Origin of the sequence: Mycobacterium sp. 4858 (assembly GCF_900240975.1) — a bacterium.
In the GTDB taxonomy this organism is placed as follows: domain Bacteria; phylum Actinomycetota; class Actinomycetes; order Mycobacteriales; family Mycobacteriaceae; genus Mycobacterium.
On sequence record NZ_LT968776.1, the window covers coordinates 2766631 to 2782172 of the forward strand.

The following is a 15542-nucleotide window of genomic DNA, read 5'->3' on the forward strand; positions in this document are numbered from 1 at the left end:
CGTCCCTTTTCTAGGGTCAGTTCCGCTCATACGGACCGCGCGGCGCGGCCGCTCGAGTAGTTGCGGACATTCCCACCTCTGCGCGCCGGCCGACGTCTTTGTGCACACTCGCGTCTCTATCCCCAAATTCGGGGTTTGGGACTGGTGTCCAACATCGCGGGCCCGCAGAGTGGGCGCGTGACGAGCACACCTCAGCCCGAAGCGGCGACCGCCGCGGGCGTGCTGGCGGTGTTGGCGGACGCGGAGCTGCGCGGGGAGTTGGATCGGGTCGCCGCGGCCGTCGGCGTCCGCGTCGTCCATGCCGGCGGCGCCGTGAGCCGCAAGACGTGGTCCGCGGCCGCGGCCGTGGTGCTGGATGAGGCGGCGGCCGAGCGGTGCGGGCGGGCGGCGTTGCCGCGCCGCGGTCACGTGATCGTGCTGACGGCCGCCGAACCGGCGACCGCGACGTGGGCCGCGGCCGTCGCGGTCGGTGCCGGGCAGCTGTTGCGGCTGCCCGAGCAGGAGCGCGGGTTGGTGCGCGCGCTCGCCGAGGCGGCCGATGCGTTCGCCGACGACGGGCCGCGCGGCGACGTGGTGGCCGTGATCGGAGGGTGCGGCGGATCCGGTGCGTCGTCGCTGACGGTCGCAATCGCCCAGGCCGCCGTGGAGGCGCTGGTGGTGGACCTCGACCCGTGGGGCGGCGGGATCGACCTGCTGTTGGGCGCCGAGAGCGTGGCGGGCCTGCGCTGGCCGGACCTGGCGGTCCAGAGCGGCCGGCTCAACTGGTCGGCCGTGCGTGCGGCGTTACCCCGGCACGGGGGCGTCAGCGTGCTGTCCGGCACGCGGCGTGGGTACGAGCTGGCGCCCGGGCCGGTGCACGCCGTCCTCGACGCCGGCCGGCGGGGCGGGGTGACGGTGGTCTGCGATCTTCCCCGTCGCCTGACCGATGCGGCGCACGCTGCGCTGGACGCCGCCGACCTCGTCGTCGTGGTCAGCCGCTGCGACGTGCGCGCATGCGCGGCGACGGGTGCGCTGGCCCCGGTGCTGGCCGCCGTCAACCCCAACCTGGGATTGGTGGTGCGGGGTCCGTCGCCCGGCGGGTTGCGGGCGGCCGAGATCGCCGACATCACCGGGTTGCCCCTGCTGGCCTCCATGCGGGCCGAGCCGCGAGTCGCCGAGCAACTCGAGCGCGGTGGCCTGCGGGCCGGGCGGCGCTCCGCGCTGGCGGCGGCGGCGCGCCGGGTGCTCGCCGTGCTGCCGCGGGCGTCGTCCGGGCCGGCACGGAACGGTAGGGCCGCGTGAGCGGCTCGTTGATCGACCGGGTGCGCGAGCGGCTGGCGGCCGAATCCGGCCCGCTGGGGCCGAACGTCGTCGCTGCCGCGATCCGCGCGGAGTCCGGCGGGATGCTCGGGGACACCGAGGTGCTGGCCAATCTGCGGGTGCTGCAGACCGAACTGACCGGCGCCGGCATCCTCGAGCCGTTGTTGTGTGCGGACGGCACCACCGACGTCTTGGTCACCGCACCGGACGCGGTGTGGGTCGACGACGGAAACGGCCTGCGGCGCACGCAGGTCCGGTTCGCCGACGAGGCGTCGGTGCGGCGCCTGGCGCAGCGGCTGGCGCTGGCCGCCGGCCGGCGCCTGGACGACGCGCAGCCGTGGGTGGACGGCCAGCTGACCGGCATCGGCGCCGGGTTCACGGTGCGACTGCACGCGGTCCTGCCGCCCGTGGCCGTCGCGGGCACGTGCTTGTCGCTGCGGGTGCTGCGGCCGGCCAGCCAGGACCTGGCGGCCCTGACCGCGTCGGGCGCCCTGGCGCCCGAGGCCGCGGCCATGGTCGCCGACATCATCGCCGCCCGGCTGGCCTTCTTGGTGTGCGGCGGAACGGGTGCGGGCAAGACGACCCTCTTGGCGGCCATGCTCGGGGCCGTCGCGCCGACCGAGCGCATCGTCTGCGTGGAGGATGCCGCCGAGTTGGCGCCCCGGCATCCGCACCTGGTGAAGCTGGTCGCGCGGTGCGCCAACGTCGAAGGCGTCGGCGAAGTGGGCGTGCGCCAGCTCGTTCGCCAGGCCCTGCGGATGCGGCCGGACCGCATCGTGGTCGGCGAGGTGCGCGGCGCCGAGGTGGTGGATCTGCTGGCGGCCCTGAACACCGGCCACGACGGGGGAGCGGGCACCGTGCACGCGAACAACCCCGCGGAAGTTCCCGCCCGGCTGGAGGCGCTGGGCGCGCTGGGCGGTCTCGACCGCGCGGCGCTGCACAGTCAACTCGCCGCCGCAGTGCAGGTGCTGTTGCACGTCGGGCGGGATCGCAGCGGGCGGCGCCGGCTCGGCGAAATCGCCGTGCTGCGCCGGGTTGCCGGCCGGGTGCGGGCGGTCACCGTGTGGCATGCCGACGCCGGCATGACCGACGACGCCGCGCTCCTGCGCCGGTTGCTGCACAGCCGGATGCCGGCGTGAACGCCCCCGCCGCCGGAGTGCTGTTGGCGCTCGCGCTCGTCGTCGTTCCGTCGTCACCGCGGTACCGCCTCGCGCCCGTGACGTCACGCCGCCCATGGCGCCAGCTGGCCGGGCCGCGGGGGGCGGCCTGCCTCGCCGCGGGGGCGGTGGCCGCCGCCGCGGTGCTGCTGCCGTTGACGACGGTGCTGACCGTGGGCGTCGTGGGCGCGACAGCGAACCTGCGCTATCGCCGCCGCCATCGCATCCGGCGCGCCGTCGGCGAGGGCCGGGCGCTGGAAGGCGCACTCGACGTGCTCGTCGGCGAACTGCGGGTCGGCTCCCATCCGGTGCGCGCGTTCGCCGTGGCCGCGGGGGAATCCGCGGGCGCGGTCGCCGAGTCGTTTCGGGCGGTCGCTGCCCGCGCCAGATTGGGGGCGGACGTCGCGGCCGGTCTGCGGGCCGCGGCGCAGTCGTCGACCCTGCCCGCGCATTGGGATCGTCTGGGGCTGTGCTGGCAACTGGCCAGCGACCACGGCCTGGCCATAGCCACCCTGATGCGCGCCGCGCAGCGCGACATCGCGGAGCGGCAACGCTTCTCGGCGCGGGTGACGTCGAACATGGCCGGCGCGCGGGCGACCGCGGCGATCTTGGCGGCCCTGCCGCTGCTCGGCGTGCTGCTGGGCCAACTGATCGGAGCCCGGCCGCTGGCCTTCCTGCTCAACGGGCGCGCCGGCGGATGGTTCTTGGTCGTCGGTTCCTCCCTGGCGTGCGGGGGGTTGTTGTGGGCCGACCGCATCACGGATCGGCTCGGGTCGTGACGGCGGCGGCGGTGTTGCTGGCGGTGGCCGCGTGGATGGGTCCCGGCCCGGCACTGGTGCGGGCGCGGGCGCGGGCGCCGGTCCGCGAGAATCGGGCGCGCAGCGCGCTCGGCCGGGCGCGCGGCGAGGATCCGCTGGCGGTCGCATCCTGCTTGGACGTGCTGGCCGTGTGCCTGGCAGCGGGCATGGCGGTGGCCACCGCGGCGTCCGCCGCCGCGGCGTCCGCGCCGCCGGAGTTGGCCCGCGTCCTGCGGCGCGCGGCCGATCTGCTGGCGTTGGGCGCCGATCCCGTCGCGGCCTGGACGGTCACGGCCGATCCACGGGCCGACCTGGCCGACGCGCAGGTGGAGGCGCTGCTGCGGCTGGCCCGGCGCTCGGCGGCGTCGGGCGCCGCGCTGGCCGAGGGCGTCGCCGAGTTGGCGGACCAATCCCGCCACAACGCCGCGCACGCTGCCACCGCCACCGCCGAGCGCGCCGGGGTGTTGATCGCCGGGCCGCTCGGATTGTGCTTCCTGCCGGCGTTCGTGTGCCTGGGCATCGTTCCCGTGGTGGCCGGGCTCGCCGGTCAGGTATTGCAGTCGGGATTATGGTGAAGAGAAAGGGAAGTGTTGCTGCACAACATGTTTCGTGGCCTGGTGGCCCGTGTAACGGTTCTGGCGTCCGACGAGTCGGGCATGTCCACGGTCGAGTACGCCATCGGCACCATCGCCGCCGCCGCCTTCGGTGCGATCCTGTACACCGTCGTGACCGGCGACTCCATCGTGTCGGCGCTGACCCACATCATCGGTCGGGCGCTCAGCACCAAGGTCTAGCGGGCAGTGCGGGTGCCGGCACCGTGGAGGCGGCCTTGGGCGTGGCCACGCTGGTCGTCGTGCTGGTGCTGTGTCTGGCCGGCATCGCCGCGCTGTCGATGCAGGTCCGCTGCGTGGACGCCGCCCGGGAGGCGGCCCGGCTGGCCGCCCGCGGCGACGAACGGTCGGCGCTCGGCGCGGCTCGGCGCATCGCCCCCGCCGGGGCGCGCGTCGAGGTGCACCGCGACGGCGAGTTCCTGGTGGCCACCGTCGTCGCGCGTTCGGAGCTGTTGCCGGCGCTCGACATCGCGGCCAAAGCGGTCTCGGTCGCCGAGCCGTCGGGATGACCGCGGCTCGACCACCCTGGTCGCGGCCTGGATGGTGGCGGTGCTGCTGTGCGCCACGGTCGCCGCGGCCTGGGTCGGCGCGGTCGTGGTCGCGCGCCACCGCGCGCAGGCGGCGGCCGACCTTGCCGCGTTGGCCGCCGCCGGCCGGTTGGCGGCCGGACCCGAAGCCGCGTGCGCCCGTGCGACGGCGGTGGCTCGGGCGATGGGGACCGAGGCCGGTTGCGCGGTGGACGATCTCGACGTCGTCGTCACGGTGCGTGTCGCGGTCCTCGGCGGGGCGGCGAGCGCCGCCGCACGGGCGGGGCCTGCGCCCGGCTAGGAGCCCGGGTCGGGGCCGCCCGACAATCCCACGGCGGCCAGTTCCTCGTTGGAGGGCAACCGCAGCGAGACCAGCCCGGCGTAGGCGCCCGGTTCGATCTCCACCCTGTTGACGGTGACGTGCACCGGCACCCACTCGGTGTCGCGGCCGGGCATTCGCAGCACTCGGCTGGTGGCGCCGTGGACGAATTCCTCGGTCATCGAGGACACCAGGTGCTGGTCATCGGGGTGCACCTTCGGCTTGCCCGTCTCACTGCCTCGCCAGTCGTAGAAGGTGCACGGCTCGTCCAGCCATTTCAGCAGGGCCCAGTTCTTGAGGTCGATCAGCGCGCGGTGCACGCCGGCCTGGGCGAGCCCGCTCAGGATCCGTTGCGCCAGATCGTCTGTCGACACCTCCGGGCCCTTGAGTTCCGCGCGCCAATTGATCGCCCGCGCGACCAGATGGTCCCGGCCGTCGGGGCCGGGCTCCAGGCCGGTGCGCGCCACGAAGCCGATGCGCATGGGGTTGCCCTGCCAGTCGGTGAGATCCCATGTGCTGCAAAGTGTTTGGTCGGGCTCGGCCTTGACGGCCATCGCGAGCACCTTGGTTTCGTTCTGGTTGAGCTCGCGCGAGGGAAGGTCTTCCGCGAAGGCCCTGCCGAAGGTCACCTCGACTTCGGGATTCTTCCCGCTGTTCACCAGCGACTCCCGGGTGTCGGTGGCGACGCCCAGGGTCAGGTCCCACTTCAGAGGCCCCGGGGTGGGGCGTTCGGGCGGCTCGACGTCGGCGGGGCCGGTCCACACGTGCACGCCGTGGATGTAGCCGTCGGACATCACCACCGGTTCGGTGCGAATGACGCGGTCGCGCTTGGGGGTGATGCTGGTCAGGCTCTGCCCGGTCTGCACCGACTCGGCGATCGCCGTCCGAACCGCGGAGAGGTAGGGGCTGCGGCGCATGAACGTGGTGATGGGGACGAGGTTTTTCAGCTGGCGTCCCTGCGCCACCACGGTGGGTTCACCCCCCAGCGTCTCCACGAGCAACCAGTCGTGGCCCATACGGTGAGATTTTACGGCGACGACCCGCATCCTTGGGGGCCGGCCGTCATCCCGCGGAGCGCTCCGCGTGCGGCAACTGCGCGAGCACCAGCCGCAGGACTCGCACCGCACCCGCCTTGTCGAGCGGGTCGTTGCCGTTGCCGCACTTGGGCGACTGCACGCAGGAGGGGCATCCGCGCGGGCACTCGCATGCCTCGATGGCCGCGGCGGTCGCGCCCAGCCAGGTGCTCACCTGGCGAAACCCGCGTTCGGCGAACCCGGCCCCACCCGGATAGCCGTCGTACACGAAAACGCTGGGCAGACCGGCCGGGTCGGGTCCCACCGCGGTGGACAGGCCGCCGATGTCGCCACGGTCGCAGCTGGCCACCAGCGGGAGCAGGCCGATCGCCGCATGCTCGGCGGCGTGTAGCGACCCGGGAATCCGCGGCGCATCAATACCGTTGCGCAGCAACGCCTCTTCGGTGATGGTGTACACCACCGCGGTGGTCGCCAGTGTCTGTTCGGGCATGTCTAGCTCGATGAAGTCGATGACCTCCCCCGAAGGCCGGCGGCGCAGGTACCCCACCACCCGGTGGGTGACGGTGACCGGCACCAGCCCCAGGGTGACCGGCCCGTAGCGCGAGCGTTCGCCGGTACCGGTGACGGCGATGTCGGTGATTTCCCGCGCGAACGTGGCGTAACCGGGGTCCTCGGCGTGCACGAAGGCGATCGCGTCCTCGAGGTCCAGCGAGTCGACGACGTAACTCTCGCCCTGGTGCAGGTAGACCGCGCCCGGATGGACCGAAGCCGGCGCCTGGCCGACGCCGGTGCTGCCCAGCAACCGCCCGGTGTCGGCCTCCACGATGACGATCTGGCCGCCCGCCGACCCCCGGATGTCCACCGCGCCATGCGGTTCCAGACCGGCCGCGGGAAAGTACTTGCCGTTGCGGCGCCGCAGCAGTCCTTGCTCAACCAAATCGTCGACCAGGGCCTCGGCCACCCCGGCGGCACCGAAGTCACGCACCTCCGCCTCGTCGAGCGGCATTTCGGTTGCGGCACAAAGAAGTTGGGGCCCCAGAATGTAGGGATTGGCGGGATCGATCACCACCCGTTCGACCGGCTTGCCCAGCAGCGCCGCCGGGTTGTGCACCAGGTAGGTGTCCAGCGGATCGTCGCGGGCGATCAGCACGACCAGCGCGCCCTGCCCGCGCCGGCCCGACCGGCCGGCCTGCTGCCAGAACGAGGCGACCGTCCCGGGGAACCCGGCGAGCACCACCGCGTCCAGCCCCGCGATGTCGACACCCAGCTCCAGGGCGTTGGTGGTGGCCAGCCCGCGCAGCCGGCCCTCCGCCAGGGCGCGCTCCAGCGCGCTGCGGTCCTCGGCGAGATAGCCGGCCCGATAGGAGGCCACCTTGCCGGAGAGCTCCGGCGCGATGTCGTCCAACCGCGCCTGGGTGCCCAGCGCGGTGAGCTCGGCGGCGCGGCGCGACCGGACGAACGTCAGCGTCTGCGCCCCCTCGGCGACCAGGTCGGCCATCACCCGCGCCGCCTCCGCGCCAGCCGAACGGCGCACCGGCGCGCCGTTCTCGCCCAGCAGGTCGGTCCGCAGCGCCGGTTCCCACAACGCCACCGTCCGGGCGCCCTGGGGGGAACCGTCCTCGGTGACCTCGTCGACCGGGAGCCCGATGAGCTCGGCGGCCGTCGCGCCCGGCGCGTCCGTCGTCGCGCTGGCGAAGATGACCGTCGGTGTAGCGGAGTAGCGCGCGCACAGCCGCAGCAACCGGCGCAGCACCATCGCCACGTTCGATCCGAAAACTCCACGGTAGTAATGGCATTCGTCGACGATCACGAACCGAAGCCCGCGCAGCAGCACGGCCCAGCGGGCGTGGTTGCGCAAGATCGACAGATGGATCATGTCGGGGTTGGAGAACAGCCAGCGGGAGCGTTCGCGCGCAAACCTGCGCACTTCCGGGGGGCTGTCACCGTCGTAGGCGGTGGGTGCGACGTCGTGGCACCGCGGGATGGCCGCGGTGAGCGCGTGCGCGGCGCGCAATTGATCGTGGCCCAGCGCCTTCGTCGGCGACAGGTACAGCGCCCGGGCGCGGGGATCGGTGGCCAGCGCGTTGAGCACGGGCAGCTGATAGGCCAGCGACTTGCCCGACGCGGTCCCGGTGCTCACCACCACGTGACGGCCGGCGTGCGCCAATTCCGCGGCCACCGACTGGTGTGACCAGGGTGAGCTGACGCCGCGGTCGGTGAACGCGCGCACCACGTCGGGCTCGGCCCACGCCGGCCAGCCGTGCGGGCGGCCGCCGCGGGCCGGCAGCTCGGCGACGTGGCGCAGCGGGTGCTCGTCGGCCGCGGTTCCGGCGAGCGCGGCGGCGAGCAGCTCGCTACCGAAACTCGCCATCCGCACCCTCCTGGGACTCGGCCGAGACTGCGTCCGACGGCGCAAGTCTGTCGCCGAAGCGATGAACATGGTTGACTATTTGCGGTCGCAGCTTCTGTGTTCGTGTCAAACTTTCGCAGGATCTATCGTTGCGGCCGCGGTTCCTGCGAGGTTAATCGGTCGGGTGAAGTTCCGGCGACTGAGCGAGGTATGGCGGTCGTACAGGCCCGGGGCATCGAAAGGCGATGCCCCGCACCCAGAAGAAAAGGAAAGATCGAGAGATGCCACAGGGAACTGTGAAGTGGTTCAACGCGGAGAAGGGCTTCGGGTTCATCGCCCCCGAAGACGGCTCCGCAGACGTGTTTGTCCACTACACGGAGATCCAGGGTTCGGGCTTCCGCACCCTCGAAGAAAACCAGAAGGTCGAGTTCGAGATCGGCCACAGCCCTAAGGGCCCCCAGGCCACCGGAGTCCGCTCCGTCTAAGACGAGCCGAATCTCCACGAACCCCCCGTGCAGTCCCGCCCAGCGGGCCCGCCGGGGGGTTTTCGTAACCCGGCGGGCTCGCGAGGTCGCCGGCGCGCCGCGCCTCAAGACGCGGACGGTCGACCTGGCCTACTGTCGGTGGCGTGAGCCAGCTTTCCTTCTTCACAGCGGAGTCGGTGCCGCCCGCGGTCGCCGATCTCTCCGGGGTGCTGGCGGCTTCCGGTCAGATCGTCATGGTCGGCGGCCACGAGGCGCAGGGCGCACGGCTTTCCGTGGTGGTGGACCAGCCGTGGCGCGCCGGCGCGCTGGCCGAGATGATCCGCGAGGCCGGCCTGGCGTTCGAGATCGGCCGCACCGACGAGGACACCCCGCTGGTGCGGACGACGGTCACCGCGTCCCTGGTGAATTTGGCCACCGAATGGACGCGCGGGGCGGTCAAGACCGTGCCGCCGCGGTGGCTGCCCGGGCCACGCGAATTGCGGGCATGGACGCTGGCGGCCGGTCATCCCGACGGCGACCATTATCTGCTCGGGCTCGATCCCCACGCGCCCGATACCCATTCCCCGCTGGCGTCGGCTTTGATGCGGGTCGGAATCGCCCCCACCCTGATCGGCACCCGCGGTGGTCGCCCGGCGCTGCGGATCAGCGGGCGTCGGCGGCTATCGCGCCTGGTAGAGAACGTGGGCGACGCCCCCGCCGGGGTCGAGGCATCATCGGTGTGGCCGCGGGTATAACCGCCGAAATAGATTTGCGATTCCGCTTGCCGGTTTGCGCAGTTGCGCCCAAGGGTGCGAAATTGTCAGGTGCCCGAGGGCGAAGGAACGCTGGCGTATCTGAATTTCCGCGGAATTTTCCACGCCGGCCTGTCATTCTTCTGCGGGGCGGCCTCGCAGGGGGGCCGGGATCAAGGATGGAGCGTAAGCGTAGTTGGCCGACCAGAATCTCAAGGACCGCGAAAGCGGCCGGGCTGGGAGCCGTAGGCGACTCGTCATCGTCGAGTCGCCGACCAAGGCGCGCAAATTGGCCGGCTACCTGGGGTCCAACTACATCGTCGAATCCTCGCGGGGACACATCCGAGACCTGCCCCGCGCCGCGGCCGACGTGCCGGCGAAATACAAGTCCGAGCCGTGGGCCAGGCTCGGGGTCAACGTCGATCACGACTTCGAACCGCTCTACATCATCAGCCCGGAGAAGAAGAGCACCGTCAGCGAACTGAAGGGCTTGCTGAAAGGCGTCGACGAGCTCTATCTCGCCACCGATGGTGACCGCGAGGGCGAAGCCATCGCCTGGCACCTGCTGGAAACCCTGAAGCCCAACATCCCGGTCAAGCGGATGGTGTTCCACGAGATCACCGAGCCGGCCATCCTCGAGGCCGCCGAAAACCCCCGTGACCTGGACATCGACCTGGTCGACGCGCAGGAAACCCGCCGCATCCTGGACCGCCTGTACGGCTACGAGGTCAGCCCGGTGCTGTGGAAGAAGGTCGCGCCCAAGCTGTCGGCGGGCCGGGTGCAGTCGGTGGCCACGCGCATCATCGTGCAGCGGGAACGCGACCGCATGGCGTTCCGCAGCGCCTCCTACTGGGACATTCTGGCCCGGCTGGACGCCAGCGTGTCCGACCCGCAGGCCTCACCGCCCACGTTCACCGCCCGGCTGAGCTCCGTCGACGGGCTGCGGGTGGCCACCGGCCGTGACTTCGACTCGCTGGGCCAGCTGCGCAAGTCCGACGAAGTCACAGTGCTGGACGAGGTTCAGGCGACGGAGCTGGCCCCCGGGCTGCGTGGCGCCCAGCTCTCCGTCGCCTCGGTGGAGGAGAAGCCGTACCCCCGCCGGCCCTACGCGCCGTTCATGACGTCGACGCTGCAGCAGGAGGCGGGCCGCAAGCTGCGGTTCTCCTCCGAGCGCACCATGAGCATCGCCCAGCGGCTCTACGAGAACGGCTACATCACTTATATGCGTACCGACTCGACGACGCTGTCGCAGTCGGCGATCAACGCCGCGCGCACCCAGGCGCGTCAGCTCTACGGCGAGGAGTACGTCTCGCCGTCGCCGCGTCAGTACACCCGCAAGGTGAAGAACGCCCAGGAGGCGCACGAGGCCATCCGGCCCGCCGGCGAGGCGTTCGCGACCCCGGACGCGGTGCGCCGCGAGCTCGACGGCGACGAATTCCGGCTCTACGAGCTGATCTGGCAGCGCACGGTGGCATCGCAGATGGCCGACGCGCGCGGCACGACGCTGAGCCTGCGGATCAACGGTCAATCAACGGCGGCCGGTACCCGAAGAGAAGTCGTGTTCTCCGCGAGCGGGCGCACCATCACGTTCGCCGGCTTCCTGAAGGCCTACGTGGAAACCGTCGACGAATTGGCCGGCGGCGAGGCCGACGACGCCGAGAGCCGGCTGCCGCAGTTGACGCAGGGCCAGCGGCTGGACGCCGTCGAGCTCACCCCCGACGGCCACGCCACCAACCCGCCGGCGCGCTACACCGAGGCGTCGCTGGTGAAGGCGCTCGAGGAGCTGGGCATCGGCCGCCCGTCGACGTACTCGTCGATCATCAAGACCATCCAGGACCGTGGCTACGTGCACAAGAAGGGCAGCGCCCTGGTGCCGTCGTGGGTCGCGTTCGCCGTAACCGGTTTGCTGGAACAGCATTTCGGCAGGCTCGTCGACTACGGCTTCACCGCCGCGATGGAGGACGAACTCGACGCGATCGCCTCCGGGCAGGAGCGGCGCACCGACTGGCTCAACCGCTTCTACTTCGGCGGCGACCACGGGGTGGCCGACTCGGTGGCCCGGTCCGGCGGGCTGAAGAAGCTCGTCGGCGTCAACCTCGAAGGCATCGACGCCCGAGAAGTCAACTCCATCAAGCTGTTTGATGACGAGCAGGGCCGGCCGGTGTACGTCCGGGTGGGTAAGAACGGGCCCTACCTGGAACGCATGGTCACCGGCGACGACGGCGAACCGACGCCGCAGCGCGCCAACCTCAACGACTCGCTGACGCCCGACGAGCTGACGCTGGAGGTGGCCGAGCAGCTGTTCGCCACGCCGCAGCAGGGACGCTCGCTGGGCGTCGACCCGCAGACCGGGCACGAGATCGTCGCCAAGGACGGCCGGTACGGCCCCTACGTGACCGAGATCCTGCCTGAGCCGCCCCCGGAAGACGGCGACGCCACCCCAGCCAAGAAGGGGAAGAAGCCCACCGGACCGAAGCCTCGCACCGGTTCGCTGCTGCGCAGCATGGACCTGCAGACCGTCACCCTCGAGGACGCGCTGAAGCTGCTTTCGCTGCCCCGGGTGGTGGGCGTGGACCCCCAGACCGGTGAGGAGATCACCGCGCAGAACGGCCGCTACGGCCCATACCTCAAGCGCGGCACCGACTCTCGCTCGCTGGCCACCGAGGACCAGATCTTCGAGATCACGCTCGACGAGGCGCTGAAGATTTACGCCGAGCCCAAGCGCCGCGGCCGGCAGGCCGCCGCCGCGCCGCCGCTGCGCGAGCTGGGCGCCGACCCGGCGAGCGGCAAGCCGATGGTGATCAAGGACGGCCGGTTCGGCCCCTACGTCACCGACGGCGAGACGAACGCGAGCCTGCGCAAGGGCGACGACGTGCTGTCGATCACCGACGAGCGGGCCGCCGAACTGCTGGCCGACCGGCGGGCGCGCGGCCCGGTGAAGCGTCCGGCGAAAAAGGCCGCGCGCAAGAAGGCCCCGGCCAAGAAGGCCGCCAAGCGCGGCAGCTAGCCCCTAGAAGCCGGGGCCGATGGCCTCGCTGTGCACATCCTCGCGCACGGGCCGTACGGGGTGGGAGTCCGTGGACCCGGCCAGCTTCACCGGCCGCGCCAGCTGGGTGGGGGCGGTGCGCCCGCGCAGCTCGACCACCTCGCCCACATCCCAGCACAGGGCCTCGGCGTCCAGTGCGCCGCTGACCGCGATCGCCGACGCCAGCACGTGCCCGGGCTCCAGCTTGGCCAGCTCGGTCAGCCGGGCGGCCTCGTTGACCGGGTCCCCGATCACCGTGTACTCGAAGCGGGCCTGCGCCCCGATGTGCCCGGCGATCGCCCTGCCCGCCGACACCCCGATCCCGAACTCCGCGGACCCGATCACCGGAAGCAGCTCGTCGTGCAGCTCGCGGGCCGCGGCGAGCGCGCCGCCCGAAGCGTCGGGGTGTTCGATCGGCGCGCCGAAGATCGCCAGCGCGGCGTCGCCCTGGAACTTGTTGACGAAACCGCCGTGGCGGCCGACGGTTTCGACGACCACCCGGAAGAACTCGTTGAGCAGGTGGACCACCTCGGCCGGGGGCCGGGTCGCGGCGAGCTTGGTGGAGCCGACCAGGTCGACGAACAGCACCGCGACGTTGCGCTCCTGGCCGCCCAGCTCGGTGCCGCGCTCCAGTGCCCGCCGGGCGACATCTTCGCCGACGTAGCGGCCGAACAGGTCACGCAGTCGTTGCCGCTCGGAGAGGTCGCGCACCATGTCGTTGAAGCCGGCCTGCAGCAGGCCCAGCTCGCTGGCGTCGTAGATCTGCATGTGCGCGTTGTAGTTTCCGCGCTGCACCTCCGACAGCGCCCAGCGCAGCTGGCGCAGCGGGTCGGCGATCGACATGGCCACCAGCAGGGTGCTGACGAAGCCGATGCCCAGCGCCGCCAGCGCCAGCAACAGGATCGGGGTGAACAGCTTCTCCGGGGTGGCGTGCAGCAGCGACGCCTTGTCCGCCATCACCGCCAGCACGATCGCCAGCACCGGGACCGCGGTGGACAGCATCCACGTCAGGATCTGCCGCAGGATCACGCCGGGCGCCTGGACGTTCTCGGGCACACCGCTGCGCAGGGCCGCCACGGCCACCGGCCGCAGCACCCGCTCGGACTGCAGGTAGCCGATGATCGCGGTGGCCGCGGCGCCCAGCCCGGTGGCGACGGCCACGACGGGCGCGGCAAACCGCGCGACCGACCAGCTGGCGATGATGAACACCACGCCGCCGATGCACCAGGCCGCCATGCTGATCAGCGTGCGGTAGAAGGGCATCCGCAGGGCCCGGCTACGGGCCAGCTCGGTGGCGGCCGGGTCGGCCTCGGCGAGCAGGTTGTCCCGGCGCTGCCAGCGAAAGACCGGCATCAGCAGCTTCAGATTCACCATCCAGCCGGCCAGGAACAACACCACCAGCGCGGCCCCGAAGACCGCCAGGTTCAGAACCGGCAGATCCTGCAGCTGGATGCGATCCTCGGGGGGCAGCGCGTAGCGCAGGAAGCCGAGCACGAACAGGGCGCCGATGATGTCGGCCTGCAGCATGCTCAGCGAGAACAGCGGCCACGGGGTACGCACCACCCACCGGACGAATCCGCTGATCCGCCCGGGCAGTGCTGCCGGTGATGCCACGATCCCACCGTATCGGTCGGCAGGGACTTGTCGGAAACTTACAACGATCTCGAACCGGGCCCAGCCGGGCCGAAAACAGGGGGAATGTAACGGGATCGTCGCGATACGGTGGCCGATCGGTATCTGTCGGCGGTGGTGGCTACTGTTACCGGTGATGTCCGGGGTGTTTACGCGGCTGGTAGGCCAGGACGCGGTGACGGCCGAATTACTCACCGCCGCCAGGGCCGCCCGCGGTGATCTGGTTCACAGCGACGCCGGCGGCGGGACTATGACACACGCCTGGCTGATCACGGGTCCCCCCGGATCGGGGCGCTCGGTCGCGGCGCTGTGCTTCGCGGCCGCGCTGCAGTGCACGTCTGCTGTCGAAGACGGGGGCCCGGGGTGCGGGCAGTGTCGCGCCTGCACGACGACGATGGCCGGCACCCACGCCGACGTGCGCCGGGTGATCCCCGAGGGGCTGTCCATCGGGGTGGACGAGATGCGCGGCATCGTGCAGATCGCGTCGCGGCGGCCGGCCACCGGGCACCGGCAGATCGTGGTGATCGAGGACGCCGACCGGCTGACCGAGGGCGCCGCCAACGCGCTGCTGAAGGTGGTGGAGGAGCCGCCGCCGTCGACGGTGTTCCTGCTGTGCGCGCCGTCGGTGGACCCCGAGGACATCGCCATCACGTTGCGGTCCCGCTGCCGGCACGTCGCGCTGGTGACCCCGCCGACCGAGGCGATCGCGCGCGTGCTGATCGACAGCGACGGCCTGAGTGCCGACACCGCGAACTGGGCGGCCTCGGTCAGCGGCGGCCACGTGGGCCGGGCGCGGCGGCTGGCGACCGATGCCGAGGCCCGGGCGCGCCGCGAACGGGCGCTGGCGCTGGTTCGCGACGCCGCCACGCCGTCGCGGGCCTATGCCGCCGCCGAGGAGCTGGTGGCCGCGGCCGAGGCCGAGGCCGTGGTGCTCACCGCCGACCGCGCCGAGGCCGAGACGGAGGAGCTGCGGACGGCCCTGGGCGCCGGCGGCGCCGGCAAGGGCACGGCCGGGGCGATGCGCGGCGCCGCCGGCGCGATGAAAGACCTCGAACGGCGGCAGAAGTCGCGTCAGACCCGCGCCTCCCGCGACGCGCTGGACCGGGCGCTGATCGACCTGGCGACGTATTTCCGGGACGCGCTCATGCTCTCGGCGGGCGCGGGCTCGGTGCAGCCCAATCACCCGGACATGGCCGACCGCGCCGCGGCCCTGGCCGCCCATGCCGCACCGCCGCGGTTGCTGCGCTGCATCGAGGCGGTGCTGGAGTGCCGCGAGGCGTTGGCGATGAACGTCAAGCCCAAGTTCGCCGTCGACGCCATGGTGGCCACCTTCGGCCAGGAACTGCGCGACTGAACCGCCCGGTGACGATGCACACGGCGCAGCCGTGTGAGGAGGGGGTGCCCCCGCCGCGAAGCGGCTAGGGGGAGAGCCGGGCAATCCTAACTTGGGTCGGCCCGTCCGCCTGCCGTAGACTCGTGCCGCCCGGCATCAGGGTGTGCCGCCTTAGCTCAGTCGGTAGAGCGATTCACTCGTAATGAATAGGTCGGGGGTTCGATTCCCCCAGGCGGCTCCAC

The 15542-nt window shown here is 71.9% G+C and carries 14 protein-coding genes and 1 tRNA gene; 12 read left to right on the forward strand and 3 right to left on the reverse strand.

Annotated features, from left to right (window positions below; genetic code table 11):
• The first annotated feature begins 228 nt into the window (after window positions 1-228).
• Genes ssd through C1737_RS21585 form a run of 7 tightly spaced genes read left to right on the forward strand, consistent with a single transcriptional unit; the run spans window position 229 to window position 4692 of the window.
• Window positions 229-1281 carry a septum site-determining protein Ssd gene (ssd, locus tag C1737_RS21555; protein ID WP_102420063.1) on the forward strand — a complete coding sequence of 351 codons (1053 nt, stop codon included), beginning with the start codon at window positions 229-231 and terminating at the stop codon, window positions 1279-1281.
• The gene (locus C1737_RS21560; RefSeq protein WP_068097986.1) at window positions 1278-2438 is read left to right on the forward strand and encodes a TadA family conjugal transfer-associated ATPase; all 1161 of its coding nucleotides are present in this window, start codon (window positions 1278-1280) and stop codon (window positions 2436-2438) included. Before ssd ends, C1737_RS21560 begins: the two co-directional genes overlap by 4 nt.
• Window positions 2435-3235 (forward strand): type II secretion system F family protein, encoded by an 801-nt coding sequence (locus C1737_RS21565; protein WP_067925237.1) that lies wholly within the window; start codon window positions 2435-2437, stop codon window positions 3233-3235. The genes C1737_RS21560 and C1737_RS21565 overlap by 4 nt, the downstream gene beginning before the upstream one ends.
• Window positions 3232-3828: a type II secretion system F family protein gene (locus tag C1737_RS21570; protein ID WP_199182902.1), complete on the forward strand. Its 597-nt coding sequence runs from the start codon at window positions 3232-3234 to the stop codon at window positions 3826-3828. The genes C1737_RS21565 and C1737_RS21570 overlap by 4 nt, the downstream gene beginning before the upstream one ends.
• 12 nt (window positions 3829-3840) lie before the next feature.
• Window positions 3841-4047, forward strand: coding sequence for a DUF4244 domain-containing protein (locus tag C1737_RS21575; RefSeq protein WP_102419418.1), 207 nt, complete (start codon window positions 3841-3843; stop codon window positions 4045-4047).
• 23 nt (window positions 4048-4070) lie between these two features.
• Complete coding sequence (locus C1737_RS21580; protein WP_102419419.1) at window positions 4071-4373, forward strand: TadE family type IV pilus minor pilin; 303 nt, start codon at window positions 4071-4073, stop codon at window positions 4371-4373.
• Window positions 4374-4404: 31 nt separating this feature from the next.
• Window positions 4405-4692 (forward strand): Rv3654c family TadE-like protein, encoded by a 288-nt coding sequence (locus C1737_RS21585; protein ID WP_369807545.1) that lies wholly within the window; start codon window positions 4405-4407, stop codon window positions 4690-4692.
• Here the strand turns inward: C1737_RS21585 and C1737_RS21590 are convergent.
• Window positions 4689-5726: a PAS domain-containing protein gene (locus C1737_RS21590; RefSeq protein ID WP_067925240.1), complete on the reverse strand. Its 1038-nt coding sequence runs from the start codon at window positions 5724-5726 to the stop codon at window positions 4689-4691. The two genes, C1737_RS21585 and C1737_RS21590, sit on opposite strands and share 4 nt — an antisense overlap.
• A 46-nt stretch (window positions 5727-5772) precedes the next feature.
• Complete coding sequence (locus tag C1737_RS21595; RefSeq protein ID WP_068097988.1) at window positions 5773-8115, reverse strand: DEAD/DEAH box helicase; 2343 nt, start codon at window positions 8113-8115, stop codon at window positions 5773-5775.
• 260 nt (window positions 8116-8375) lie between these two features.
• Between C1737_RS21595 and cspA the strand changes: the two genes are divergently transcribed.
• From cspA to topA, 3 genes are all read left to right on the forward strand, one after another.
• Window positions 8376-8579, forward strand: coding sequence for a cold shock protein CspA (gene cspA / locus C1737_RS21600; protein ID WP_007166602.1), 204 nt, complete (start codon window positions 8376-8378; stop codon window positions 8577-8579).
• Between the two features lie 143 nt (window positions 8580-8722).
• Window positions 8723-9313 (forward strand): hypothetical protein, encoded by a 591-nt coding sequence (locus C1737_RS21605; protein WP_067925246.1) that lies wholly within the window; start codon window positions 8723-8725, stop codon window positions 9311-9313.
• Between the two features lie 193 nt (window positions 9314-9506).
• Complete coding sequence (topA, locus tag C1737_RS21610) at window positions 9507-12317, forward strand: type I DNA topoisomerase (protein WP_102419420.1); 2811 nt, start codon at window positions 9507-9509, stop codon at window positions 12315-12317.
• Between the two features lie 3 nt (window positions 12318-12320).
• On the opposite strand, the gene C1737_RS21615 is transcribed toward topA, so the two are convergent.
• Window positions 12321-13997 (reverse strand): adenylate/guanylate cyclase domain-containing protein, encoded by a 1677-nt coding sequence (locus C1737_RS21615; protein WP_233214847.1) that lies wholly within the window; start codon window positions 13995-13997, stop codon window positions 12321-12323.
• Between the two features lie 106 nt (window positions 13998-14103).
• On the opposite strand from C1737_RS21615, the gene C1737_RS21620 reads away from it, so the two are divergent.
• Window positions 14104-15321 carry a DNA polymerase III subunit delta' gene (locus C1737_RS21620; protein ID WP_102419421.1) on the forward strand — a complete coding sequence of 406 codons (1218 nt, stop codon included), beginning with the start codon at window positions 14104-14106 and terminating at the stop codon, window positions 15319-15321.
• 144 nt (window positions 15322-15465) lie between these two features.
• Window positions 15466-15541, forward strand: a tRNA-Thr gene (locus C1737_RS21625).
• Window position 15542: the final 1 nt, after the last annotated feature.

What these genes read in the sequence shown, in the direction of transcription:
- C1737_RS21590 (WP_067925240.1), bottom strand. Translation starts at nt 5,726, where the DNA reads ATGGGCCACGACTGGTTGCTCGTGGAGACGCTGGGGGGTGAACCCACC.
- cspA (WP_007166602.1), top strand. Translation starts at nt 8,376, where the DNA reads ATGCCACAGGGAACTGTGAAGTGGTTCAACGCGGAGAAGGGCTTCGGG.
- C1737_RS21585 (WP_369807545.1), top strand. Translation starts at nt 4,405, where the DNA reads ATGGTGGCGGTGCTGCTGTGCGCCACGGTCGCCGCGGCCTGGGTCGGC.
- C1737_RS21620 (WP_102419421.1), top strand. Translation starts at nt 14,104, where the DNA reads ATGTCCGGGGTGTTTACGCGGCTGGTAGGCCAGGACGCGGTGACGGCC.
- C1737_RS21595 (WP_068097988.1), bottom strand. Translation starts at nt 8,115, where the DNA reads ATGGCGAGTTTCGGTAGCGAGCTGCTCGCCGCCGCGCTCGCCGGAACC.